This window comes from Microbacterium sp. GCS4 (assembly GCF_001262495.1).
GTDB lineage: Bacteria > Actinomycetota > Actinomycetes > Actinomycetales > Microbacteriaceae > Microbacterium.
On the sequence record NZ_LGYE01000001.1, the window covers coordinates 1,316,061 to 1,339,087 of the forward strand.

20 protein-coding genes are annotated in these 23,027 nt (G+C 69.7%); 8 read left to right on the forward strand and 12 right to left on the reverse strand.

Annotation, left to right across the window (positions count from 1 at the left end):
• Position 1 precedes the first annotated feature (1 nt).
• Complete coding sequence (locus AKH00_RS06415; protein ID WP_050721796.1) at positions 2-844, reverse strand: helix-turn-helix transcriptional regulator; 843 nt, start codon at positions 842-844, stop codon at positions 2-4.
• 122 nt (positions 845-966) lie between these two features.
• On the opposite strand from AKH00_RS06415, the gene AKH00_RS06420 reads away from it, so the two are divergent.
• On the forward strand, positions 967-1,911 hold the full coding sequence (locus AKH00_RS06420) for an SDR family oxidoreductase (RefSeq protein ID WP_050722089.1): 945 nt from the start codon (positions 967-969) through the stop codon (positions 1,909-1,911).
• 86 nt (positions 1,912-1,997) lie between these two features.
• Complete coding sequence (locus AKH00_RS06425) at positions 1,998-2,885, forward strand: CPBP family intramembrane glutamic endopeptidase (RefSeq protein WP_050721797.1); 888 nt, start codon at positions 1,998-2,000, stop codon at positions 2,883-2,885.
• A 34-nt stretch (positions 2,886-2,919) separates the two neighbouring features.
• Here AKH00_RS06425 and AKH00_RS06430 read toward each other — a convergent pair whose 3' ends face one another.
• The 6 genes from AKH00_RS06430 to AKH00_RS06455 form a co-directional block, all read right to left on the reverse strand.
• Positions 2,920-7,086, reverse strand: a complete 4,167-nt coding sequence (locus tag AKH00_RS06430; protein WP_050721798.1) for a PQQ-dependent sugar dehydrogenase — start codon at positions 7,084-7,086, stop codon at positions 2,920-2,922.
• 125 nt (positions 7,087-7,211) lie between these two features.
• A complete protein-coding gene (locus AKH00_RS06435; RefSeq protein ID WP_050721799.1) occupies positions 7,212-7,958 on the reverse strand; it encodes an ABC transporter ATP-binding protein in 747 nt (248 codons plus the stop codon).
• A complete protein-coding gene (locus AKH00_RS06440; RefSeq protein ID WP_050721800.1) occupies positions 7,948-8,700 on the reverse strand; it encodes an ABC transporter ATP-binding protein in 753 nt (250 codons plus the stop codon). Before AKH00_RS06440 ends, AKH00_RS06435 begins: the two co-directional genes overlap by 11 nt.
• Complete coding sequence (locus tag AKH00_RS06445; RefSeq protein ID WP_235556703.1) at positions 8,697-9,815, reverse strand: branched-chain amino acid ABC transporter permease; 1,119 nt, start codon at positions 9,813-9,815, stop codon at positions 8,697-8,699. Before AKH00_RS06445 ends, AKH00_RS06440 begins: the two co-directional genes overlap by 4 nt.
• A complete protein-coding gene (locus AKH00_RS06450) occupies positions 9,799-10,683 on the reverse strand; it encodes a branched-chain amino acid ABC transporter permease (RefSeq protein ID WP_050721801.1) in 885 nt (294 codons plus the stop codon). Before AKH00_RS06450 ends, AKH00_RS06445 begins: the two co-directional genes overlap by 17 nt.
• Before the next feature lie 10 nt (positions 10,684-10,693).
• A complete protein-coding gene (locus tag AKH00_RS06455; protein WP_050721802.1) occupies positions 10,694-11,929 on the reverse strand; it encodes an amino acid ABC transporter substrate-binding protein in 1,236 nt (411 codons plus the stop codon).
• Positions 11,930-12,057: 128 nt separating this feature from the next.
• Here AKH00_RS06455 and AKH00_RS06460 point away from each other — a divergent pair, with 128 nt between their 5' ends.
• Together AKH00_RS06460 and AKH00_RS06465 are read left to right on the forward strand one after the other, a co-directional pair.
• Positions 12,058-13,071: a LacI family DNA-binding transcriptional regulator gene (locus AKH00_RS06460; RefSeq protein WP_050721803.1), complete on the forward strand. Its 1,014-nt coding sequence runs from the start codon at positions 12,058-12,060 to the stop codon at positions 13,069-13,071.
• A gap of 34 nt (positions 13,072-13,105) precedes the next feature.
• The gene (locus AKH00_RS06465; protein ID WP_050721804.1) at positions 13,106-14,080 is read left to right on the forward strand and encodes an acetylxylan esterase; all 975 of its coding nucleotides are present in this window, start codon (positions 13,106-13,108) and stop codon (positions 14,078-14,080) included.
• 13 nt (positions 14,081-14,093) lie between these two features.
• Here AKH00_RS06465 and AKH00_RS06470 read toward each other — a convergent pair whose 3' ends face one another.
• From AKH00_RS06470 to AKH00_RS06480, 3 genes are read right to left on the reverse strand one after another with little or no spacing between them, the layout of a single operon-like run.
• Positions 14,094-14,912 (reverse strand): carbohydrate ABC transporter permease, encoded by an 819-nt coding sequence (locus tag AKH00_RS06470; RefSeq protein WP_050721805.1) that lies wholly within the window; start codon positions 14,910-14,912, stop codon positions 14,094-14,096.
• The gene (locus AKH00_RS06475; protein ID WP_235556704.1) at positions 14,905-15,834 is read right to left on the reverse strand and encodes a carbohydrate ABC transporter permease; all 930 of its coding nucleotides are present in this window, start codon (positions 15,832-15,834) and stop codon (positions 14,905-14,907) included. The genes AKH00_RS06470 and AKH00_RS06475 overlap by 8 nt, the downstream gene beginning before the upstream one ends.
• A complete protein-coding gene (locus tag AKH00_RS06480) occupies positions 15,827-17,167 on the reverse strand; it encodes an ABC transporter substrate-binding protein (protein ID WP_050721807.1) in 1,341 nt (446 codons plus the stop codon). The genes AKH00_RS06475 and AKH00_RS06480 overlap by 8 nt, the downstream gene beginning before the upstream one ends.
• Positions 17,168-17,346: 179 nt before the next feature.
• On the opposite strand from AKH00_RS06480, the gene AKH00_RS06485 reads away from it, so the two are divergent.
• The 4 genes from AKH00_RS06485 (at position 17,347) to AKH00_RS06500 (ending at position 21,932) form a co-directional block, all read left to right on the forward strand.
• The gene (locus AKH00_RS06485; RefSeq protein ID WP_152926105.1) at positions 17,347-18,828 is read left to right on the forward strand and encodes an LLM class flavin-dependent oxidoreductase; all 1,482 of its coding nucleotides are present in this window, start codon (positions 17,347-17,349) and stop codon (positions 18,826-18,828) included.
• The gene (locus AKH00_RS06490; protein ID WP_050721808.1) at positions 18,825-20,051 is read left to right on the forward strand and encodes an acyl-CoA dehydrogenase family protein; all 1,227 of its coding nucleotides are present in this window, start codon (positions 18,825-18,827) and stop codon (positions 20,049-20,051) included. The genes AKH00_RS06485 and AKH00_RS06490 overlap by 4 nt, the downstream gene beginning before the upstream one ends.
• 11 nt (positions 20,052-20,062) lie before the next feature.
• Positions 20,063-21,286 carry a monooxygenase gene (locus AKH00_RS06495; RefSeq protein ID WP_050721809.1) on the forward strand — a complete coding sequence of 408 codons (1,224 nt, stop codon included), beginning with the start codon at positions 20,063-20,065 and terminating at the stop codon, positions 21,284-21,286.
• A gap of 64 nt (positions 21,287-21,350) precedes the next feature.
• Positions 21,351-21,932, forward strand: a complete 582-nt coding sequence (locus AKH00_RS06500) for a hypothetical protein (RefSeq protein ID WP_152926106.1) — start codon at positions 21,351-21,353, stop codon at positions 21,930-21,932.
• Positions 21,933-22,037: 105 nt separating this feature from the next.
• Here the strand turns inward: AKH00_RS06500 and AKH00_RS18375 are convergent, their stop codons facing one another.
• Both AKH00_RS18375 and AKH00_RS06510 read right to left on the reverse strand, forming a co-directional pair.
• The gene (locus AKH00_RS18375; RefSeq protein WP_082297437.1) at positions 22,038-22,412 is read right to left on the reverse strand and encodes a GNAT family N-acetyltransferase; all 375 of its coding nucleotides are present in this window, start codon (positions 22,410-22,412) and stop codon (positions 22,038-22,040) included.
• The gene (locus AKH00_RS06510; protein WP_050721812.1) at positions 22,307-22,942 is read right to left on the reverse strand and encodes a hypothetical protein; all 636 of its coding nucleotides are present in this window, start codon (positions 22,940-22,942) and stop codon (positions 22,307-22,309) included. Before AKH00_RS06510 ends, AKH00_RS18375 begins: the two co-directional genes overlap by 106 nt.
• Positions 22,943-23,027 lie beyond the last annotated feature (85 nt).

Consider the following 23,027-nt stretch of genomic DNA (forward strand, 5'->3'; position numbering starts at 1 on the left):
GTCAGCCTGCCGTACGCGGTGCGAGCGTCGACAGCAGCTGGAGCTTCTCGTGGCTCTCAGTCCCCGGCACGGCCGTGTACACGAGCAGCAGCTGCGACGACACCGGGTCGACGAGAGTCTGACAGGCGAGGTCCATCCCGCCGAGATCCGGGTGCACGAACCGTTTGCTCTCCCGAGGACGGATGCCGACCTCCTGGCGCTCCCACGCGGCACGGAACTCCGCGCTGCGCTCGATGAGCAGCCGGCTGTACTCGGCCGCTCGCGACTGCGGACCGCGCAGCGAGACGAGCTCGCGGAGCCCCGAGGCCCAGAGCCGCACGAGGAAGTCGTGGTCGTCGGGGTGGTACAGCGCTCGTGTGCGCGGATCCGTGAACCAGCGGAAGCCGAGACTGCGCTCCGGGCCGGTGAGACCGGCCGTGTCACCGGTCAGCGCGACGCCGAGCGGGGTCTGGCGCAGAGTCTCCCCCAGCTCCGTCACGATCTCCGCCGGCGTGTCCTCGAGTCGGTCGAGGATGCGCAGCATGCCGGGGCTGATGTGCTCGGTCCCCGCTCCGGTCTGCGGCGGCCGGTGACCCGCGAGACGGAACAGATGATCGCGCTCGTCGATCGTCAGGTGCAGGCCCTGGGCGATCGACGAGAGCATCTGCTCGGACGGCTGAGGCCCGCTCCCGCGCTCCAGCCGCGCCAGATAGTCCGGCGACATGTGGCTGAGCGCCGCGACCTCCTCACGGCGCAGTCCGGCCGTCCGACGGCGTGCACCGCGCGGCATCCCCACGTCCTCGGGCTGCAGCACCTCACGGCGGTGACGCAGGAACTCGGCGAGTGCGTCCCTGTCGATCGGCATGTGTCCCCCTGGTTGCTCTGATCGATCCTCACACGGTGCGGTGTCGGCATCCACTGATCGTCATGTCCTGGATACGGATTCGAACGTTCGCGAGAGTGGACGTCGACACCGAGGAGCACACCATGGCACGACGGACCATCGACATCACCATCCCGACCCAGACCGGACGACGCGCCGTCGTGACCGGCGGCAGCGACGGGATCGGCCTGCGCATCGCGACGCGACTGGCACGAGCGGGAGCCGAGGTGATCCTGCCCGTGCGCAACCCGGCGAAAGGGGATGCCGCGGTGCGAGCGATCCGCGCGGAGGCACCCGACGCCGTCGTCCGCACGCTGCCCATGGACCTGTCGTCGCTGGAGTCGGTCGCGTCCTTCGGCGCGGAGATGCGTGCCGACGGGGCACCGATCCACGTGCTGGTGGGCAATGCCGGCGTCATGACGCCTCCGGAGCGACAGACCACGGTCGACGGCTTCGAGCTGCAGTTCGGCACCAACCACCTGGGCCACTTCGCGCTCGTCGGGCACCTGCTGCCGCTGCTGCGCGAGGGCGGAGCGCGGGTGACGTCGCAGGTGAGCGTCTCCGCGAACCAGGGGTCGATCAACTGGGACGACCCGAACGGGGAGCGCTCGTATCGCGGCGGACGCGCGTACAGCCACTCGAAGATCGCGTTCGGCCTGTTCGGCCTCGAACTGGATCGACGCAGTCGGCTGGGGCACTGGGGCATCACCAGCAATCTCGCGCACCCCGGCGTCGCTCCGACCAGTCTGCTCGCCGCCCGCCCCGAGCTCGGCCGCGCGAAGGACGGTGTCGACGTGCGTCTGATCCGCTGGCTGTCGGCGCGCGGCATCCTGCTGGGGACTCCGGAGTCCGCCGCGCTGCCTGCGCTCTACGCCGCCGTGTCTCCCGACGCGCGAGGCGGAGCGTTCTACGGACCCAGCGGACCGGCCCACCTCGGCGGCGCCCCCGCCGAGCAGCCGCTGTACTCGCGGCTGCGGAGCGAGGACGATGCTCGACGCATCTGGACGCTCTCGGAGCGGCTCACGGGCGTGGAGTATCCACGCGTGTGATGTTCACCATCAGGGCCCGGTTCGAGTGAACACCCACTCACTACGCTGACGGATCGTCCCCCGTCGCCTTCGCCCTGAGGAACCCCATGACGCCTCTGCCCGCGCTTCGCGCGATCAGCACCTCCCCCGCCGCGCCATACTCTCCGCGCCTCGAGCCGGTCGCCTGGATCGCCGGCGTGATCCTCGTGGTCTGGCTCCTCGCCCCCGGGGTCGATCGCCTCGCCCCGCTTTTCGGAGGCACGGCGCCGGAGAGCGTCGACATCGGCGCCCTCTTCCAGTCGGTGGGCGGCGGCGCGGACTTCCTGTTCGGGCAGTCCGCCTTCGAGCTCATCGCGTTCGCCGCGCTGTTCACGGTGCTCGGTTGGTGGCGGCTGATCCAGGTCGAGCCGAGCCGTCTCCGCCCGATCGCTCTCGCGGTGATTCCGGCGCTCACTGCGTTCGTCTTCCTCGGTGGTGCGGGGGTCGGGTTCCTCGCGAACCCCGACCCGAGCCTGGCGCTGATGGCGATGCAGACCGTCGCCATGCTCGCCGTCGCCACGGTGGAGGAGTTCGGCTGGCGGGGCGTGGCGGTCGTGGGCCTGCGCGGCTCGCGCTTCCCGGAGTGGTCGGTGTGGCTTCTGACGACGTCGGGCTTCGCGCTCATGCATCTGCTGAACATCTTCTCCGGAGCCGAGCTGGGATCGACCCTGTTCCAGGTTCTCTACACGTTCTTCCTCGGCACCGCGTGCTACCTCGCGCGCCGCGCAGGCGGGATCTGGCTGGCGATCGCGGTCCACTTCGGGAACAACCTCCTCCAGGTCGGGGCGCAGGCCAGCGTCGAGTCCGACTGGTTCACGCTCGTGAACGGGCTTGCGCTCGCCGGTCAGATCCTCATGCTCCTCTCTGTGCCCGCGACCATCGTGCTGCTCGTGCGCGAGTCCCGGCGAGCTCGCCGCGCGGGACGGACGACGGCGGACGAGCCGGCCCTCCGCTGAGGGATCGGCCCGTCCGCGGCGTCATCTCAGCCCGTCAGGGGGTGAGGGCGAAGCGCACGGTCGTCGCGTTCCCCGCGACGTCCCGCACCACCAGGGTGTTGTCCCCCGCCACCGCGCCCATCGACCCGATGACGACGTCGTTGAGATCTGACCAGACGGCATCCGTGAGGTTCTTCACGACGCCGTTCAGCACGACGAGGTCCACTGCGCCCGGATCATGCAGCTTGAAGGACACCTTGCTGTACACACCGTCGCCGCCGACCGTCTGGGCTGATCCGCCCTTGACCGTGACGCTCGGCGGGGTGACGTCGAGAGTGAAAGCGACCGTCGTGGTGTTGCCGGCGAGGTCAGACACCACGAGAGTGTTTGCCCCCTCCACCGCCCCGAAAGCACCGGGCACGACCCCGTTGAGGTCGGACCAGGCGGCATCCGAGAGATCCTTCTCCACTCCGTTCAGCGTGAGCCGGTCGACCTTGCCTTCGTCGTACAGCTTGAAGGAGACCCTGCTGTACACGCCGTCGCGTCCGACGGTCGCCCCGGTCTCGCTCTTGACCGTGACCCGGGGAGCGACCTCGTCGACGGCGGCTGCCGTGACCGTCAGATCCCGCAGGCGTCCGAAATTGTCGAAGGAGCCGAAGCCGATTCGTCCGGAGGGGAACGTCGTGTCGGTCGCGGTCATCAGAGGCTCGGACAGACCGTCGAGGTACACGGCGACCTGCCCGGTGTCGGCGCAGCGGATCAGCCGTACGTCGTGCCACTCCTCGTCCGTGACGGCGGGCGGGGCGCCGATCGTGCCGTCCCACTGATCGTCGATGCGGACACGGTCGGCCCCGTCGACCTTGAAGATGCCGTTGTGGGGGTAGATCGTGTTGTCCTTCGACAGGTGCGCGTAGTAGTACTCCGTGTCGGACTGCCAGCCGAAGACGAGGATCACGTCGCGGTTGTTGACCGAGGCCTTCTCGTCGAGCCGCACCTGGGCCGAGAGGTCGAACGTCCCGAGCTCCTCCCCCTCGGTCAACACGGCGTACTCGAAGGGACGGCGGATACCGTCACCGGGGTCGGTCCCGGGTTCGGTCAGCACGATCTCGTCGCCGGGGAACTCCCACTTCGCGGGAGTCCGCGGCGCCCAGTTCGCGGCATCCATGACGTCGGTGACGACCTCGCCGTCCGGCGTGCACGGGGCAGGAGCGGGCGGCTCGCTCGGGACCGCACCGTAGAGCGCGTACTGCGCGGCGATCTGCTCGGCCGTGGGCACGGTGTCGAGCAGCATCACGTCGTCCATGCGGCCGTGGAAGGGATTCGCCTCGCGATTATTCTGCGGAAAGCTGCCGCCGATCTTGATGCCGGCGGGTGCAGTATCGGACGTCGCGCCCTCGCCCCACGGGTTCGCCGCCGTGTAGCGTCCGGCGAGCTCCTCGCCGTTCATGAAGAGCTTCATCTCGCCCGCGGCGAAGTCGAAGGTCGCGGCGAGGTGCACCCACTGCCCCTTCTTCAGGATCTCGTCCCACGGCCTGTCTGCCGCGAAGGTCCACGACCCTGCCCCGTCGACGCGGCGACCGAGGGCGACGAGCTTGAGTTCGCCGTCGACCGTGATGATCTCGAGCAGCGCTCGCACGGCGTGCCCGTCGGACGTGCCCGTGAGCACGCCGGCGAGTCCGATCGCGTTGTAGACGTCATCCGGGTTCGCCGTGCCCGAGTTCGGCGCCGGGTGGTCGCCGGTCGGCTTGAACCACCCCATGACCGCGGCCTGCTCGGCCCCGGCGAACGCCGACAGCGAGTCGACGCCCGAGGAGTCGTAGACCCCGGCCTTCCAGTCGTCGTTCGACGCGGTGCGCGGACTCATCTGCTGCGTCTGCAGCGCCCTGCCCGCACCGGGGTAGGCGCTGTCGGCGACGCGCATCTCGACACCGCCGTTGATGAGCGAGATATCGGTGCCGGAGCGGCCCTGGTCGATCTCGACCGTCGGGTCTGCAGCATCCGCATGATCGAAGTCGTGGCGGGTCACGACGTTCGGCGCGAGCTCGGGGAGCACGAACGGAGACGTCGGGGCGCTCGCGTCACGAGCTCCCGTCACCTTCCAGATCTTGCCGTTGGCCTTCGACACGAGGTACAGCTCGCCGTCGGCATCCGAACCGAACCGCAGGTCGACGCGTGTGTCGCCGACGAGCTCCTGGAACGTCGTCTCGACGCCGTCGGCGAAGACCCGCAGCTGCTCGATCGTCGCGAGATCCTCGATGTCGCCGTCGTTGCGCACCATCTCGTCGGCCTCGGTCGACAGCACCCAGCCGCGCACGAGATCGGTGAACAGGTAGCGCCCCTGCAGCTCCGCGATGTCGCCGCGATAGACGAATCCGCCGTTCACGGCCACGCCGGCGTCCCCGGTCTGACCGGGGTCGCGGTTGTGGTCGTAGGCCGCCACCGGGTAGGTGAAGCCGTACTGCGCGTCGTCGGCCGGGAGCGGGAAGATCTGCCGGTTCTCGGCGAGGAACGATCCCTCCCGCACCGACCAGCCGAAGTTGTCACCGGGCTCGACCGCATAGATCGACTCGACCTGCCACTCGCCGATGTGAGCCAGGTACATCGTGTGATCGCCCTCGGGGTCCCAGCTGATCCGGTGCGGGTCGCGGAGGCCCAGCGCGTAGATCTCGGGCAGGGCGCCGGCCTGGCCGACGAAGGGGTTGTCGGCGGGCACGCCGTACTCGCCGTTCGCGCTGTCGGAGCCGGTCGGGTCGATGCGCAGCACCTTTCCCTGCGGCGTCGCAAGATCCTGCGGGTTGCCGTTGCCGACGCCGTTGCCGCCGTCTCCGACCAGGATGTACAGGATGCCGTGCTCGGCGCTGCCCGGTTCCGCGGTCGGGTTGAACGCGATCTGCTGCACGGTGTGCACGCGCCCGCCGAAGGGGATGCGCATGACCTCGCGGTGCGTGCCCTCGAAGGTCGCCGCCGACGGGTCGGTGGCCTTCCACTCGGTGATGACGCTGTGGAACTGCGTGTTGCCGAAGGCCGGGAAGTCGGGGGCGTCCTCCGTCAGCGCCGTACCGCCCTCGGTGTGCACCGTGTAGAACAGGCCGTTCTCGGCGAAGTCCGGATGGAACTCCGCGGCCCCGAGTCCGGTGCCGAGCCCCGCGCTGTTGTGGAAGTTGTCGAGGAACTGATCCCGTACGTTCAGGTAGGGCACGTACTCGCCGGACTGCTCGTCGACGAGGTACAGGATCGCGTTGTTGTCGGGCACCATCAAGCGGCCCGACCCGTCCGGCACCTCGTCGAGGTGCGTGATGCGGTTGTGCCGCACGAGGCGCGGGTCCTGCGTCGCGGGTGTCGTCTGCGACTCCGGCAGCTGGGCGAGCTCGGTGACCTCGATGCCGAGCGCGGCGAGCTCGGGGTCGGGCAGCGGGTTGAGCAGCGGCTGGGCCGGCGTCTCCCCCGGCGCGCAGTCGCCCTCGTTGCCGGTGGCGATCGCGAGGTTCTCACGGCTCGTGTCGACGGCGACGTCGTCGAGCAGCAGCCGGCCGGCGCTGGACGCCCCGTTCTTCCAGAAGAAGCGATCGAGTGAGCCGTCGACCGCCTGACGGAACCCGAACTGCTCCTCGGTACCCTCGGGCAACCGGGTGATCTCCTCGTAGGGCCCGCCCTGGCTGTACACCGCGACCTGGTCGTTCGCGTTGTCGGCGACGATCCACACGCACTGCCAGGCGTCGCGCGACCACACGCCGGCAGGCTGGAACGCCCCGCCGTCACGCACCCGCAGCACGTCGTCGTTCTGGTTGTTCACGTACGCCCGGCTGTGGGTGTAGTCGTTCGGCGCGTCGACGTCGGTGAGCCCGAACGAGGTGTCGACGCTGCCGGTGCGCAGGAACCGGAAGAACAGCGTTCCCGTGTCGCCCTCGGCGATCGCGGGGATCTCACGGTAGGCCTGCTGTCCTCCGCCGACCGACTCGACGACCTGGTTGTTCCCGTTCAGGGGGTCGGCCACGACCTGCGGGGCGGTCGAGGCGACCCATCCGTCCTGACCGTTCAGGGACGTGCGCTGGTAGTCCTCGAAGTCGATCAGCTCGGTGAACGGCTCAGCGGCAGCCGCGGGGGATGCTGCGAGCAACCCGCCCACCATGGCCGCCGCGACCGCTCCGGCCGCCATCCGTCTGCGCCCGCGGTGAGACGGCGGAGCACCGTCCGTCCGCTCGCTCGTGCTCGTCGACCGCATGCTTCGTTCCTGCATCAGAGACCTCTTCCACGTCGTCGTGTGTGTCGTGCCGGACGGACTGCTGCCTCGCTCCGGGGCGGCACTGCAGCGGAGCGGACGATCGGGGTGTCGGCGGTCGGGCGGTGCTACGGGGTCGTGGCGGGCTTGCCTCCGAGGTAGAGCGCGGCGAGCGTCGGGTCGGCGAGGAGCTCGGATGCCGGTCCCGAGATGTGCACGCGGCCGAGATCGAGCACGCAGCCGATGTCGGCCGTCTCGAGCGCGCGGCGGGCGTTCTGCTCCACGAGCAGCACGGCGGTGCCGGCATCCCGCATCCTGACGACCTGCTCGAACACCTTCTCGGTGGTCTTGGGGTCGAGTCCCATCGACGGCTCGTCCAGCAGCACGACCTTCGGGCTGACCATGAGCGAGCGCGCGAACTCGACCTGCTTCTGCTGCCCGCCGGAGAGGAGACCGGCGAGCTGCTTCCACCGCTCCCCCACGATCGGGAAGAGGTTCTGCACGAACTCGACACGCTCCTGGATGACTGCCTGATCCTTGAGGGTGAAAGCGCCGAGCATGACGTTCTCGCCGACGGTCATCTCACGGAACACGCTGTGCCCCTGCAGCACGTGCGCGAGCCCGTTGCGCAGCATCGACTGCGGGCCGTCGCCGGTGATATCCCGCCCGTCGACCGAGATGCGTCCCGAACGCGGCTTGAGCATGCCGCTCGCGACCTTGAGCACGGTCGACTTGCCCGCACCGTTGGGGCCGACGAGGCAGACGACCGATCCCGGCGGCACCTCGACGGTGAGTCCCCGGAGCACCAGCGCAGCGCGGCCGTAACCGGCCTCGATGTCGCGCAGTTCGAGCAGGTTCTTCGCTTCAGACTCCAAGGTAGGCCTCCAGGACGCGCGGGTCTTGCTGGATGATCTCGGGGGTGCCCTCGGCGATCGGGCGACCGCGGTCGAACACCACGACGTGATCGCACAGGCTCATGACCATCTCCATGTTGTGCTCGACGATGATGAAGGTCTTGCCCTCTTCGTTGAGCTCGCGGACGAGTGTGGCGATGCGGCCGATGAGCGCCGGGTTCACGCCACCGGCCGGCTCGTCGAGCATGATCGTGTCGGGCTCGCCCATCAGCACGCCCGCGAGCTCGAGGAGCTTCTGCTGGCCGTAGCTGAGGTTGCGGGCCTCGGCGTGCTCGAGGTGGTCGATGCCGACGCGGCGCAGCCATCCGCGGGCCCGTTCCAGCTCGTCCGGATCATGCGCCGACCGCAGCTGCTGGCGGATGCTGGTGCTCCGCACCGCGACCAGCAGGTTCTCCATCACGGTCATGCGCGGGAAGACACGGCACAGCTGGAAGCTGCGTCCGATGCCTGCTCGGGCGATCCGGTCGGGCGACTTCCGGGTGATCGACTGGCCCCGGTAGCGGACCTCGCCGGAATCCGGCTTGATCATGCCCGTGACGCAGTTGAAGAAGGTCGTCTTACCCGATCCGTTCGGTCCGATCAGCCCGTTGACCTTGCCCTCGCGGAAGCTGACGGAAGCCTCGTCGACGGCTGTCACGCCGCCGAACCTCTTGGTCATCGAGGCCGTGCTCAGGCTCTCGAGCGTGGTGGTGGCGGCGTTCATGCTGACGTCTCCTTGCCCGCGGCATCCGCTGTCCGCTTCTCGTTCTGCTCCAGCAGCTGCGCCGCGGTGACCTCGCGGATCGACGCCTCGTCAGACTTCTTCCGGAAGAGCGAGCCGACCGCCGGGATCACGCCGTCCGGCATGAAGAGCACGACCACGCCGAGCAGGATGCCGGTGGCGATGAGGTGGAACTGCGTGTCGCCGAACTCGAGCTTGAAGTACTCGAGCGCGATGCCGACGACCACGGCGCCCAGCAGCGGGCCGAACAGGTTGCGCACCCCGCCGAGCAGCGCCATGAGCACCATGTACGAGCCGATCAGGATCGAGAACTGGAAGATCGGGTCGAGGTCGCCGAACCACAGCGCGTACAGTCCGCCGCCGAGCGCCACGAAGAACGCCGACAGGATGTAGGCGATCAGCTTGTAGCGGGTGGTGGGGACGCCGAGCGCCTGCGCCTTGTCCTCGTCCTCGCGGATCGACTTCAGCGCCGTGCCGAACTTCGACCGGTCGATGATCCACCACGTGAGCAGGGCGAAGGCGAGCACCGCGACGAACAGGTAGAAGAACACGCGGTGGTGCTCCGGGCGGAGCATGCCGGGGAAGGGCCGGGGGACGTTGAGTCCCTCGGACCCGCCGGTGACCTCGCGCCAGCTCTGGAACACCAGCAGCATGATGAGCACGAACGCGATCGAGACGATCACGAACGACGCACCTCGCACCCGCAGCGCGGCGATGCCGATCGGGATGGCGACGATCGCGACGAGCACCGTCGCGACGATCCACGCCACGAAGCCGGGCAGGGCCAGGTACTTGATGAGGAGGCCCGTGCCGTAGGCGCCGAGTCCGAAGTAGGCCGCGTGCCCGAGCGAGATGTACCCGGTGAAGCCACCCATGAAGTTCCACCCCGTGGACAGCACGGCGTAGTTCAGGATGACGACGCCCGCCGACAGGATGTACGGGTTGGGGGCGATCGTCGGGAACGACAGCACCAGGGCCGCCCCGACGACGAGGAGGACGAGGCGCACCCACTTCGCCGCCGGACGGCGGACGGGGGCGGGCGGAGCGATGACGACCGTCTCGGTCGCGATCGGTTCGCGGCTAGAAACGCTGGGCAAGACGACCTCCGAAGAATCCCTGCGGGCGGAACATGAGCGTGGCGAACAGCGCGACGTAGAACACCGTCTGCGCCCAGGTCGGCCCGAGCGGCAGTTGCAGCAGGCTCTGCGCGATGCCGAGCACGAGGGCCGCGATGGCGGCGCCCGGGATGCTGCCGAGGCCGCCGACCACGATGATGGCCATGAGCGGGCCGATCCAGTGCCAGTGCAGCGACGGGTAGATCGTGGCGTCGAGCGACAACGCCGTGCCGCCGATCGCTGCCGTGGCGAGCCCGAGGCCGAATCCGTAGCCCGCGACCCGGTCGGTGTTGATGCCGACCAGGCGCGCCGCCTCCGGATGCTGGATCGTGGCTCGCAGCGCCTGACCGAACTTCGTGTACTTCAACAGCACGAACAGTCCGGCGAGCGCGACGGCAGCCAGACCGAAGGCGATCAGCTTGACCACCGGCACCTGCGCGCCGAACACCTCGAGGCTCGCACTCGCGTACGGCAACGGGATGCGCCGCTGGGTTCCGGTGAAGAAGAAGCCGAGCGCCCCTTCGATGATGAGCGCCACCGCGAAGGTGAGCAGCACCGACATCATGGTCAGGGTCAGCGGCTTGAGCCTCGAGACGAGCAGCCGCTGCATCACGACGCCGGTGAGGAAGAACAGCGGCACCGTCACGACGAGCGACACGAGCGGGTCGATGCCGGTCTCCCGGTTGAACCACCACGCGAGGTAGGCCGCGAGGATGAGGAACGCGGAGTGCGCGATCATCACCACCCGCATGATGCCGAAGTAGAGGGTGAGCCCGGCGGCCAGGAGGGCGTAGAGCCCGCCCAGCAGGATGCCGAGGATGAGGCTTTGAAGGAGGAGGGATCCGCTCACGATCTACGGATCACCACGTCGGCTTCGGGAAGACGAAATCGGTCTCCTTGACGTCCTCGGGAAGGACGATGAGGATCTCGCCGCCGACCCACTGCTGGATGAGGTGGGCGCCGGTGGGCTTGCCGGTCTCGTCCCAGCTGAGAGGCCCGACCACGGTCTCGACCTCGTTGCCGCGCAGCCAGTCGATCAGCCCCTGCTGGCACTCGCCCTGCTCGGCGCATCCGACGGCCTCGACCGCGGCGGCGACGACCTGGCCGGTCGTGTACGCGTTCGCCTCGTCCTCCGACGGCGGGTTGCCGTGCATCTCGGTGTACTTCTCGACGAACTCGACGTTGCTCGGGAACTGCGACTTGGGCGAGTATCCGGTCGGGGCGAGGATGCCCTCTGTCGCTCCGCCGATCGCCGCGGCGAACTCGGGGTTGGTGGGGGCGGTGGAGAACGCCGCGAGCTCCGGCTGATAGTTCAGCTGCTGCAGCGCGATGATCAGGTTGACGGCATCCTGGTACTGCGTGCCGCCGATGACGATGTCGGCATCCGACTGCGCGATCTTGGCGGCGATGGTCGAGAAGTCGGTCGTGTTCGGCGGGTACACCTCGTCGACGAGGATCTCGACGCCGGCTTCTTCCAGTTTGTCGCGAAGACCGTAGGCGGTGCCCTGCGCGAAGGGGTCGTCCATCGAGGCCACGGCGGCCGTCTCGGGGCGCTGGTCCTCGGGGAGCGCCAGCAGGTACTCGGCGAGGTTGTTGTAGTGATCGTTCGCGATCGCGGGGGCCGCGTAGAAGAGGTTGTCGAAGCCCTGCTCGAAGACCTCCTCGGCGGCGCCGGCCGGTTCGACGAAGAGCATCCCGTACTCCTGCGCGACACGCGCGGAGGGGACGACGAGGCGTGTGGAGAACGGCCCGAACACGAGGTCGACGCCATCCTGCGCGATGAGCGACTCGTAGTCGGAGACGACGCGGTCGGCGTTCGACTGGTCGTCGAGGATCTTCAGCTCGACCTGACGGCCGAGCAGACCGCCGTTCTCGTTGACGATGTCGCGCCAGGCCTCGTAGCCGCGCTCGACGCCCTTGCCCGGCTCGGAGAAGTCGCCGGTGAGCGGGAGCGAGATCCCGATCACGATGGGATCGTCGGCGCCGTCACCGCCCGACTGCCCTCCGGCTCCGGAACAGCCCGAAACGACGAGCGATGCGATTGCGACCGTGCCGACGGCTGCGGCGATCCGTCGACCTTGGCGGGATGCAGTCATGCGATTGTCTCCTACGTCATCGTAGCGAAAGCGCTTTCGTAAGCGCTTCCGTCAATATACTGGGATGCACGGGCGAGGGCAACCCTCAACGCGCACAGCGTCGGTTATTCTCGCGCGGGGAGGTATTCGTGAAGAACACAGGGACGCCACGCCTGGTCGACGTCGCACAGGCCGCAGGGGTCTCGCTGGCGAGCGCGTCCCGGGCGATGACGGGCGGCTCGGGCATCTCCTCCAGCGTCGCCGAGCACGTGCGCCGGATCGCGCAGGAGCTCGGGTACGAACCCAACCTCCACGCGCGCGGACTCGCCGGCGGGCTCGTCCCCACGATCGGACTGCTCGTGCACGAGATCGGAGACCCCTACTTCTCCGAGATCGCCAGCGGGGTCATCCGCAACGCCACGCTCGAGAACCGCTCGGTGCAGATCGCACAGGCCGACCGCACGCCCGAGAGCGAGCTGGCCCAGGTGCAGGCGCTCCGGCGACAACGGGTCGGATCGATCATCATCGCCGGGTCCGGCTACTCCGACCCCGTGCACGAGCAGCGGATGGCGGATGCCCTCAGCGACTTCTCCCTCGCGGGCGGGCGGGCGGCGGTGATCGGACGGCACCATCTGCCCGTCGATGCCGTGCTGCCCGACAACCACGGCGCGGGAGCCTCGATCGGACGGCACCTCGCCGGACTCGGCCACCGACGCATCGGCGTCGTCGCAGGGCCGCTCGACCTCAACACCGTCGCCGACCGCATCGCCGGACTCCGCGCGGGCACCGCCGACGTGGGAGCGGAGCTGACGATCGTTTCACAGTCGTTCACACGCGAGGGCGGGATGGCGGGGGCGCGGGAGCTGCTCGGTCGAGGCCTCACCGCGATCGTCGGACTCAACGACGCGATGGCCATCGGCATCCTCAGCGAGCTGCGCCAGCACGCCATCCGCGTGCCGGAGGACCTGTCGGTCGTGGGATTCGACGACATCGCCGTCGCGGGCGACGTGGCTCCCTCGCTCACGACCGCGCGCATCCCGATGTTCGAGATGGGCCAGCTCGCCGTCGGGCTCATCCTGCGCCCGGTCGCCGACGAGCCGCGGACCGTCACGACGACGCACGAGCTGATCGTGCGCGACTCCTCGGGGCCTCCCCTCACCTGACGGCGCGCTCGCCCGATTCTGGGAGGATGCTGTCATGCCCCGCTTCGACCTCGCCCCGGAACAGCTGCGCGTCTACCGCCCCGACGTCGCCGAGCCCGCAGACTTCGACGAGTTCTGGACCACGACGCTCGCGTCCGCCCGCGCGAAGGCCGCCCCGCCGCGCCTACGCCGAGTCGATTCGCCGCTGCGCACGGTGGAGGTCTTCGACGTCACGTTCTCGGGGTACGACGGCGACCCGATCTCTGCCTGGCTGACACGGCCGGCCGGGGCTGAGGAGCCGCTCCCCGTCGTCGTCGAGTACCTCGGCTACGGCGGCGGCCGCGGCCTCCCCCACGAGCACATCGCGTGGGCCTCATCCGGGTACGCGCATCTCGTCATGGACACGCGGGGTCAGGGGTCGGGCTGGGGAACCGGCGGCGGCACCCCCGACCCGCACGGCACCGGCCCGTCGGCGGCCGGCTATATGACCCGAGGCATCCTCGATCCCGCGGAGTACTACTACCGCCGTGTCTTCACCGACGGCGTGCTCGCGGTCGACGCCGTGCGCGGCATGGACGGACTCGACGCGAACCGCGTCGCCGTGACGGGCACGAGCCAGGGCGGCGGCATCGCCATCGCGGTCGCGGGCCTCGCCGAAGGTCTCGTCGCGGTGATGCCGGACGTGCCGTTCCTGTGCCACTTCGAGCGGGCCGTCGGCATGACCGGACGCGACCCGTACCAGGAGATCGTCCGGTACCTCTCGGTTCACCGCGACCAGGTCGAACGGGTCTTCACGACGCTCTCGTACTTCGACGGCGTCACCTTCGCGAAGCGCGCGAGCGCTCCCGCGCTGTTCTCGGTCGCGCTGCTCGACCAGACGTGCCCACCCTCGACGGTGTACGCCGCGAGGAACAGCTGGAACGGGACGGCCGAGATCGTCGACTACCCGTTCAACGAGCACGAAGGCGGCCTGGGAGAGCAGTGGCTGCGGCAAGCGCGATTCCTCACCGACGCGGAGCGTACGCCCTGACGCCGGTCGCCCCTCAGCGCACCGCGCCGGCGGTCAGCCCGCCGACCAGCCAGCGCTGGAAGAACACCGCGGCAGCGAACACGGGCACCACGCCGAGGAACGACGCGGCAGCGATCTTGCCGAAGTGCGGCGTGCGGTCGCCGTAGAACAGCGACAGGGCCACCGGGAAGGTCTGCGAGTCCACGCTCTGCGTGAGAAAGGTCGCGAGCAGGAACTCGTTGTAGTTGAGGATCGCGACGATGATCCCGATCGCCACGAGGCTCGGCAGCAGCAACGGCGCGACGACCGACCACAGCATCCGCACCGAGCCCGCGCCGTCGATCCGCGCCGCCTCCTCGATCTCTACCGGCAGACGACGGATGAAGCCCTCGAGCAGCCAGACCGCGACCGGCACGTTCACGAGCGCGTACACGAGCGCGAGCCCGAGCAGAGTGTTGTTGAGGCCGAGGACCCGCAGCAGGATGAGCAGGGGCACCACCGCGACGATCGGCGGCAGCAGCCAAGGACTCATGAGCGTCGCGGCCAGAGTGCGCCCGCCCGCGTGATGGCGCACGATCGCCCAGGCGCCCGGCACCGCGAGCGCGAGCGAGAGCACGGACCCGCCGACCGCGGCCGCGACCGAGTTGAGGATCGCCCGGGGGATGTCGGTCGCGATGACGTCGGCCCAGTTCGACCAGTGCGGATCCGCACTCCAGAGCACTCCGGCCACCGTCTCGTCACGCCCCATGAGCGACACCGAGAACAGGTAGGCGAGCGGGACCAGGGTGACGGCGAGCGCCACGAGCAGCACCGTGCCCGCGACCGGCCGCGGCCGTACTCGACGTTCACTCATGACGGGCCTTCCGGGCGAGGGCGGCGACCACCAGGGTGACCGCCGTGACGATGACGGCGAAGACCAGCGTGATGGCGGATGCTCGTCCGATGTCGAACTCCTTCAACGCCACCTGCTGGATGAGGTAGGTGGTGGTCGTCGAGGCCTGCCCCGGCCCGCCCGAGGTCATCACGACCACGAGATCGAACACCTTGAGCGCGATCACGAGGCGGATGAAGAACGCGGCGAGGACCGTCCCCGCGATGGCGGGCCAGGTGATGTGACGGAACAGGCGACCACCGTGCGCACCGTCGAGAGCCGCGGCCTCGCGCACGGCCGGATCCTGCGTCAGGAGCGCCGCGTAGACGAGGATCACGATGAGCGGCGTCCACTGCCACACGTCGGCGAGTCCGATGGCAGGGAGCGCCCACGCCGTGGTCGACAGCGGCGCGAGCGGGATCCCGGGCAGCAGAGTGGCGAGCAGCCCGCCCCCGGGGTTGAAGACGAGCTTCCATAGCGTGCCGACCACCACGGGCGGGGTGATCAGCGGGAGGAGCAGCAGAGTGCGGACCACCGCACCGGAGCGCGTCGCCCGTTCGAGGGCCACCGCGATGGCCACGCCGAGCACCGTGCTGGCGACGGCGACGGCGAGGGCGTAGAGCACCGTGCGGGTGAACGACGCGACGACGTCGCCGTCGGCCAGCACGGTCTCGAGGTTCGCCGTGCCGACCCACTCCTGGAAGGGGCGGCCGAGCGTCGAATCGGTGAAGGCTGCCGCGACGATGAACAGCAGCGGGTAGGCGCCGAGCACCACGATCGACAGGATCGTCGGGGCGGTGAATCCGCGCACAGAGGCGGACGCGCGCCGACCCGCCCGTCGCGGCACGGAGCCGGACGGGCGGGCGGGACGCGTGAGTGCGCGCGCTGCGAGGGTGTCAGCCAAGGATGTCTTCCCACTCGGCCTGCACGCGGTCGAGCGCATCCTGAGCCGTGCCGCCGTCGCCCGCGATGAGCTTGGCCAGCTCGTCGGTGAGGATCTGCGCGGCCCGCGAGGCGTTCTCGCCAGTCGGCCAGGCGAGCGAACCGCTCAGCGTGGTGCGGTTGACGCGCTGCAGGTCGGGGTAGGTCTCTCCGTAGGCCGCGCTCTCGAGCGAGGACTCGCGGTTCGGGTCGATGCCGGTCTGCGGGTCGGCGACGATGAGCTCGGAGTTCACCTCGCTCGACGCGGCGTACTCGATGAACGCCTTCGCCAGATCGGTCTTCTGCGTGTTCGCGGCGATGACCCACGTGAAGCCGGCCACGAGCGAGGCCTTGGGCTCGGTGTTGTCGCCGCCGACCGGGAGGGTGGTGACGCCCCACTTGCCGGCGACCTTGGAGTCGGGGTTCGTCTCGGAGCCGACGCCGAGGTCGGTCCAGTTCTCGATGAAGCCGACCTTGCCGTCATACCAGGCGCCGTTGCCGACACCGAAGTCCGTCTCGGCCGGGGTCGGGAAGGCGTAGGGCACGGCATCCACGAGCGCCTGGGCCGCAGCGACGGCCTCGGGCGAGTTGATCGTGGGCTCGCCGTCCTCGTCGACGAACTCCCCGCCGAAGCCGGCGAGGCGGTTCGCGAAGGCGGCGCCGAGGATGAGCGGCGACTTCTGTCCGAAGATCGCCGAGCCGTAGACGCCCTGGTCACCCTCGTTCTCGGTGATCGTCTTCACGTCCTCGAGGTACTCGTCCCAGGTGGCGGGCGGCTCGGTGATGCCGTTCCGCTCCAGGATCTCGGTGTTGTAGAACAGCACGTGCGTGTCGCCGTCGAAGGGCAGGCCGTAACGTCGGTCGCCCACGAGCGTGTAGGGGTCGTTGATCGACGGGATGAAGTCGTCGGTCTCGAGCGAGGGCGTCTCGTCGATCCAGTCGGTGAGGTCCTGGATCGAGCCGCCCTCCGCGAGGTCGCCGATCGAGACGTACCAGGGTGCGGCGACGTCGAAGCTGTTCGCCCCGGACTGCTGGTCGAGCGCGAGCGTGGAGCCGATCTCGTCGTAGGGGACGATCGTGAGGTTAACCTCGGCGCCGGTCTCCTCCTCGAAGTGCTCCTTGAGCCAGTTGCCGGCTCCCTCGTGCGAGGTGATGAGCAGCGCGTTGAGGGTCTGCCCCGAGAACTCGCCGTCGTCGCCGGTTGCTTCGGACTGCGGGGCTTGCGTCGCGCAGCCGGCGATGGCGATCGTCGCGGCCGTCACGCCGGCGGCGCCGAGCAGGAGGCGGCGTGCGCGGCGGCTCGGAAGAAGGGACATGAGGGCTCCTCAGGAGTCGGGTCGGGAAGCGGATCGGCGCTCACGCTAGGAGTGGGATGCGGTCGACCGCGCGCCGCGCGTAACAGTTCGTCTCACCGCGACAGAGTGCGTCATCGACCCGACGGACGCGGGTCTCGAATCGCTAGGGTCGCCTCTACCCCACCCGCCAGAGGAGCACCGTGCCCAGCCGCATCATCCTGAACGCCTTCGATATGACCTGCGTCACGCACCAGGCTCCCGGCCTCTGGCGTCACCCCGACAATCAGGCCGATCGGTACCACGACCTGGACTACTGGGTCGATCTCGCGAAGACGCTCGAGCGCGGTCGTTTCGACGCGGTCTTCATCGCCGACGTGCTGGGCACCTACGACGTGTACCGTGAGTCGGCGGCTGCCGCGCTGGGTGACGCCGCGCAGGTGCCCCTGGGCGATCCGGTGGTGCAGATCTCCGCGATGGCGCATGCGACCGAGCACCTCGGCTTCGGGGTGACCGTCGCGACCACCTACGAGCAGCCGTACGCGCTGGCGCGACGGTTCTCGACGCTCGACCACTTCACTCGCGGCCGCGTCGGCTGGAACGTCGTCACGAGCTACCTGGACTCCGCCGCCCGCAATCTGGGACTCGACACCCAGATCGGGCACGACGAGCGGTACGAGATCGCCGAGGAGTTCCTCGACGTGACGTACAAGCTGTGGGAGGGGTCGTGGGACGACGACGCCGTGCGGCGCGACCGCGAGTCCGGGGTCTTCACCGATCCGTCGCGCGTGCACCCGATCGGCCACGAGGGGCAGCACTACCGGGTGCCCGGCATCCACCTCGCCGAGCCGAGTCCGCAGCGCACACCCGTCATGTTCCAGGCGGGAGCCTCACCCCGCGGACGCCAGTTCGCCGCGACGCACGGCGAGGCGATCTTCATCAACGGGCTGCGTCCCGAGCTCACGCGCCCGCTGACCGACGACATCCGGGACCGTGCCGAGGCGCTCGGCCGCCCGCGGGACTCGGTCCGGGTCCTCACGCTCGTCACGGTCGTGGTCGCCGCGACCGATGAAGAGGCGCAGTCGAAGCTCGACGACTACCGCCGCTACGTCTCGCTCGAGGGCGCACTGGCACTGTACGGCGGCTGGTCGGGACTCGACCTGTCGCAGTTCGACCCGGACGTGCCGCTCGAATACGTGGACACGGATGCCGCACGCTCCGCGCTGTCGATCTTCACGAAGGCCGACCCGGAGCGCGCGTGGACCCCGCGCGACATCGCCCACTACGTCGGCATCGGCGGCATCGGACCCGTGATCGTCGGAAGCCCGCAGACCGTCGCCGACGAGCTGGAGCGCTGGGTGGAGGTCGGAGGCGTCGACGGTTTCAACATCGCGTACGTCGTGACCCCTGGATCCTTCGAGGACATCGTCGAGCACCTGATCCCGGAGCTGCAGCGCCGCGGGCGCGTGTGGGACGAGTACCCCGAGGGGACCCTGCGGGGACGCCTCACGGGCGACGGCTCCCCCGTCATCGCGGACTGGCACCCCGCACACCGGTATCGCGGACCCTTCGCCGACGGACCGAGCGCCCTCGACGGCACCCTCGGCGGGCCGCTGACCGACGACTCGACCGACATCACGAACGACATCACGAACGACATCACCGAGAAGGAGGGCGCCCGATGAGCGTCGCCGCAGACACCACGACCCGCAGCCGCTGGACCGGCACCGCCGATGCGGCAGAGCGCGCGCACTGGCGCGCCGTCGCGGAACGCGTCGCCGAGGAGCTCGGCCGCGACGCCCTGCAGCGCGACCGCGCGAATCAGGACCCGACGGTCGAGCTCGACCTGCTGCGCGACGCGGGTCTCGTGAACCTGCTGCAGCCGGCGGAGTTCGGCGGGGGCGGCGCGCACTGGGAGACGGCGTTCCTCGTCATCCGCATCCTGTCGCGCGCCGACGCCTCGATCGCGCAGGTGCTCGCGTATCACTACATCAACTCGGGCAACATCGGCTTCGCGGCCGACCCCGCGGTGCAGGACGACTGGCACCGGCGCACGATCGACGGCCGTTGGGTGTGGGGCGACTCCGTGAACCCGACCGATCCCGACCTCGAGCTCACAGCCGACGGCGACGGCTACCGGCTCACCGGGCTCAAGCGATTCTCGACCGGGGCATCGGCGGGCGACGTCGTGCTGGCCGCTGCCGCGGTACGCGGGGGCGACCTCGACGGCACCGCGCAGCTCGTCGTGCTCGACCACGACCGCGACGGCATCCGCTACCTCGGCGACTGGGATGCTCTGGGTCAGCGCCTCTCGGCGAGCGGATCCGTCCGGTTCGAGAACGTGCGGGTCGAGCGCGCCGACGTGCTCGGCGAGCTCGGCGACGAGCCGTTCTCCACGCTCATCACCCCCGGGATCCAGCTCGCGTTCGGCAACCTCTACCTCGGCATCGCGGAAGGCGCTCTCGCGCGCGGTCTCGACATCGTGCGGGCCCGACCGCGCGCCTGGTTCCTCAGCCAGGCCGACTCGTACCGCAACGACCCGTTCGTGCAGCGCGTTGTCGGCGAGTTCGCCTCGCGCATCGCGGCCGTCGAAGCCCTGGCCGACCGCGCCGGGCGCCTCTTCGACGAGGTCGTGGACGAGGGCGGACAACTGACCGCGGAGCGCCGCGGCGAACTGGCGATCGAGATCGCGAAGCTCAAGGTCGTGTCGACCGAAGTGGGCATCGAGGTCGCCGACCGGATCTTCGAGGTCACCGGATCGAGCTCGGCGAAGGCCGACGTCGGCCTGGACCTGTTCTGGCGCAACGTGCGCACGCACTCGCTGCACGACCCGGTCGATTACAAGAAGCTCGAGGTCGGCGCGTGGACCCTGAACGGCGAGCTGCAGCCGATCTCGCTGTACACGTGAGGGGCGGCGACATGACAGACACGCAGAAGGACCGACTGGCCGCAGCGCGCGAGCGCCTGCGCCCGCTGTTCGCCGAGATCGGCGAGGGCACGGTCGCGCGCGAGCAGAGCCGCACACTGCCCTTCGCCGAAGTCGAGGCGCTGCGCACCGCAGGGTTCGGTCGGCTGCGGCTGCCGGCGGAGCACGGCGGCGACGGGCTCGATTGGCCCGCGTTCGCCGAGCTGCTGATCGAGCTCGCCGCCGCGGACTCGAACCTGCCGCAGATCTTTCGCGGGCACATCGCCTACGTCGAGCACGTGCTCGCGTCGCCTCCGGGACCGCGAAGGGATCTCTGGCTCCACAGGCTCGGCGCCGGCGAGCTCGTGGGCAATGGGTGGTCGGAGAACGGAGCGGCCGCCGTCGGGACGAACGCCACCCGCGTCTCTCGCCGGCCCGACGGCACCTGGCGCGTCGACGGTCGCAAGTTCTACACGACCGGCAGCATCTTCGCCGACTGGATCGACGCGACGGTCGATCTCGACGGCACCACCGTGACGGCGCTCATCCGCCGGGATCAGGACGCCGTGGCGGTCTCGGACGACTGGGACGGCTTCGGCCAACCGCTCACCGGCACCGGCACGGCCGTGTTCGACGATGCCTCGGTAGATGAGGACGACGTCGAGCCCTTCACGGCGCGGTTCCCCTTCCAGACCGCGGTGTACCAGCTCACGCTCCTGTCGGTGCTCGCCGGCATCGCCGCGGCGATCAAGCGCGACACCGCGGCCCAGGTGCGCGCCCGCACCCGGGTGTACAGCCACGGCAGCGCCGACCGCGTCGCCGACGACCCGCAGGTGCTGCAGATCGTCGGCGAGCTCACCGCGGTGCGCGCCACCGCACGAGCCCTCGTGCTCGACGTCGCCCGCGAGGTGCAGCAGGCGGCCGACGCCCTCGGAACCGCGCAGGAGCAGGATGCCGTGGTCGCGGCCGAGCTGCGTTCGGCCCATGCCCAGATCGTGCTGACGGAGCTCGTGCCGCGCGCCGCCTCCCGCCTGTTCGACACGCTCGGCGCGTCGGCCGTGCGCTCCGGAACGGCCCTCGACCGGCACTGGCGCAACGCCCGCACCGTGTCCTCGCACAACCCGTGGATCTTCAAGGCCCGCCAGCTCGGAGACCACGCGGTCAACGGCAGAACGCCGGACTTCGTCTGGGCGGTCGGTGCGGCGAAAGCGCAGGAGGGCGCCCCGGCCCCGGTCTGACCCCCGCGACGACGCGCGTTCGCGCTCTCGCGGCACACGACCGGTCTCTGTCATGCTGTCGAGCATGAGGACCGGAACCACTGCGGCGTGGAGCGTCGCCGTCATCGCCGTCATCGCGGCGATCGGCGTCGCAGCCGTGATGATCTCGTCGTCCGTCGCGTCGGATGCGACGTCGTCCGCGGCGACGGGAGCGACACCGACTCCGACGCCCAGCGCGAGCCTGCCCCTGGACGAGGAGGCCGCGATGATGGCGGAGCTCGGCGACGGCTACCAGTACCTGGGCCACGGCACGAGCATCCCGAAGAACGCTCTCCCGGGGTGCCCTGAATCCGGTTACATCTTCCTCGGCAGCGACGGCGACGAGCCCCCGCATGCCGAGCACCTCGGGGCCGACCTCGTCGACCTCGGGTCGCGTGATTACGCCGAGGGCGCGGTCGGGTTCGACGAGCAGGGCCGCATCGCGACGTACACGGTCGCTCCCGGCGACGTGGAGACGGCGATCGGCGAGCGCTTCTGCATCTACAACGCCGGCATGCTGGGGATGCTCAACGGCTACAAGGGCGGCGACGCCTTCCAGCCCGGCGACGTGATCACCCTGAACGCCGACCTCGTCACGGACTGGGTCAGCCCCTACCCCGAGGGCTGAGCGCGCGTCACACGGCAGAACGCCGGACGTCGTCTGGGCGGTCGGTTCGGCGAAAGCACAAGAGGCCCCCGTCGCTTCCTCGTACCGCGGCGAGCGGAGGCGTCTCTAGACATCCCGGATCATGCAGATCAGCTGCTCCCGGTCCTCCCACGACACCGTCTCGGCGAACCCGGCCTTCCGGTAGAGGGCGATCGCGTCTGCGCGCCACTTCCACACCGAGAGCCGGATTCCCAGGGCGCCGACGTGCACGGCGTGGTGGTGCGCTGCGTCCAGCAGCGCGGTCGCGAGGCGTCGCCCGCGGTGCGCGGGATCCGTACTCGATGATTCCACGGGTGCGGTCCTCGCCTCGGCGGTGCTCTCTCGGTCGTCGATGGTCAGGTGGCTGCGCCACTGTCGAGCAGCCAGTGGTAGCGCATCATGAGCGCGCGGTCGGTCGCTCCGAGCGCCGCGGCGAGGCCGATCCCGAGATTCAGCCACCACGGCAGATGGATCGGCGATTCGAAGACTCCGAGGGAGTCGGCGATCACCGGGATGCGCGAGAGCGGTTCGGCGAGCTGCAGCAGGTTCACTCCGAGACCGACGACCAACGCGACGATGGCAGCGGCCGCGAGGGCGCGGCTGGCCGCAGGATGCCGTCGCGACAGGCGCAGGCGTCGCCCCTCCGCGGACGCGGGATCGGGCTGCAGCTGACGTTCCCGGCCATCGAACGCGACGAACGCGCATCGCCGCAGCCCCGCCTCGCTGGTGCGCACTTCGATGACCCCGCCGTCCACCGGGAATCGTGCGGGCACCCTCGACATGGCCGCACGGCGCCCGTCGACGTACAGGCTCGCCATGATCTCGCCGGTCTCGAGGTCTCCCCCGTGTTTGACCTCGATCGCATGGATCACCTCGCGGCCTTCCGACGGGAGAGCGATGGACAGCACCGAGCGCCGGAACATCTGCCACCACCGGAAGGGGCGCAGCGGCCGCCCGTCGCCGGGTGTGATCCGCGTGCTCCATCTGACCATCTGCTGCCTCTTCCCTGAACGACCGAGGTTCTCACGCTAGGTGCGCCTGCTCGGTCGGCACATCGGCCGCCGGCAGAAGGCGCTC

What these genes read in the sequence shown, in the direction of transcription:
- AKH00_RS06415 (WP_050721796.1), bottom strand. Translation starts at nt 844, where the DNA reads ATGCCGATCGACAGGGACGCACTCGCCGAGTTCCTGCGTCACCGCCGT.
- AKH00_RS06420 (WP_050722089.1), top strand. Translation starts at nt 967, where the DNA reads ATGGCACGACGGACCATCGACATCACCATCCCGACCCAGACCGGACGA.
- AKH00_RS06425 (WP_050721797.1), top strand. Translation starts at nt 1,998, where the DNA reads ATGACGCCTCTGCCCGCGCTTCGCGCGATCAGCACCTCCCCCGCCGCG.
- AKH00_RS06430 (WP_050721798.1), bottom strand. Translation starts at nt 7,086, where the DNA reads ATGCGGTCGACGAGCACGAGCGAGCGGACGGACGGTGCTCCGCCGTCT.
- AKH00_RS06440 (WP_050721800.1), bottom strand. Translation starts at nt 8,700, where the DNA reads ATGAACGCCGCCACCACCACGCTCGAGAGCCTGAGCACGGCCTCGATG.
- AKH00_RS06455 (WP_050721802.1), bottom strand. Translation starts at nt 11,929, where the DNA reads ATGACTGCATCCCGCCAAGGTCGACGGATCGCCGCAGCCGTCGGCACG.
- AKH00_RS06465 (WP_050721804.1), top strand. Translation starts at nt 13,106, where the DNA reads ATGCCCCGCTTCGACCTCGCCCCGGAACAGCTGCGCGTCTACCGCCCC.
- AKH00_RS06470 (WP_050721805.1), bottom strand. Translation starts at nt 14,912, where the DNA reads ATGAGTGAACGTCGAGTACGGCCGCGGCCGGTCGCGGGCACGGTGCTG.
- AKH00_RS06480 (WP_050721807.1), bottom strand. Translation starts at nt 17,167, where the DNA reads ATGTCCCTTCTTCCGAGCCGCCGCGCACGCCGCCTCCTGCTCGGCGCC.
- AKH00_RS06490 (WP_050721808.1), top strand. Translation starts at nt 18,825, where the DNA reads ATGAGCGTCGCCGCAGACACCACGACCCGCAGCCGCTGGACCGGCACC.
- AKH00_RS06495 (WP_050721809.1), top strand. Translation starts at nt 20,063, where the DNA reads ATGACAGACACGCAGAAGGACCGACTGGCCGCAGCGCGCGAGCGCCTG.
- AKH00_RS06500 (WP_152926106.1), top strand. Translation starts at nt 21,351, where the DNA reads ATGAGGACCGGAACCACTGCGGCGTGGAGCGTCGCCGTCATCGCCGTC.
- AKH00_RS06510 (WP_050721812.1), bottom strand. Translation starts at nt 22,942, where the DNA reads ATGGTCAGATGGAGCACGCGGATCACACCCGGCGACGGGCGGCCGCTG.